The 718-nt window shown below is 43.5% G+C and carries 1 protein-coding gene and 1 pseudogene; one reads left to right on the top strand and one right to left on the bottom strand.

What is annotated here, in order from left to right; all coding sequences use genetic code 11:
* Nucleotides 1-83, bottom strand: a pseudogene (locus R7R78_RS26220) (fructose-6-phosphate aldolase); the annotation flags it as partial.
* A gap of 214 nt (nucleotides 84-297) precedes the next feature.
* Here R7R78_RS26220 and R7R78_RS26215 point away from each other — a divergent pair.
* Nucleotides 298-718 (top strand): 4Fe-4S cluster-binding domain-containing protein (locus R7R78_RS26215; RefSeq protein WP_225474624.1); only part of this gene is annotated, 421 nt, incomplete at its 3' end.

Genomic DNA, 718 nt, shown 5'->3' with positions numbered 1-718 from the left:
GTGGTTACCCCTTTCAGAGGTAGGCATTGGTTAAAGCGTTTTACTTCTGCCACGTCAGCAGTATCTAAATAGAGTTCGATCATGGGTTCTACCTTATACAAAATCTTCGTTTTGATGATGGGATCACTATAGATCTGACAATCCGCTGAGATCTTGATTTTGATCAATTGTAATTTCAATTGAAACTATAATAATTTCACAAAATGAAAGTTAAGTGCCAATATTTCATTGTCAAATGAAGCTTTCAGAAAAAGAAAAGCGTGAAAAGTAGAAGAGCAAACCAAGAGGCGGACAGCAATGTATTTCAATATTCAGAGGTTCTCGACCCACGATGGTGATGGTATTCGCACCATTCTGTTTCTGAAGGGATGCAGTTTGTCCTGTCCTTGGTGCCAAAACCCAGAAAGCCGCAGTGAAAAGCACTCTCTGCTGTTTGATGAGCGCAGTTGTATAGCGGACTGCCAGCTTTGTGTGTCGGCTTATAAACAAACCGTAAACGGCGACATGGCGAGCGATGGTATCCGACGTATTGACGATCAAATCATCATCAATCGAAAAGCCATGAGCGAGGCGCAGATCATAGCGCTGCGAAACGTATGTCCAACACAAGCGCTCAGCATATGTGGAGAAGCGGCGAAATCGGACGACCTGTTTGAAGTGTTGATGAAAGACAAGCCTTTTTACGATCAAAGCCAAGGTGGCGTGACGTTTTCTGGTG

Source organism: Vibrio sp. 2134-1, assembly GCF_033339495.1.
Note: the sequence above shows the minus strand (reverse complement) of the source record. Positions and strands in the feature narration are given on the sequence as shown.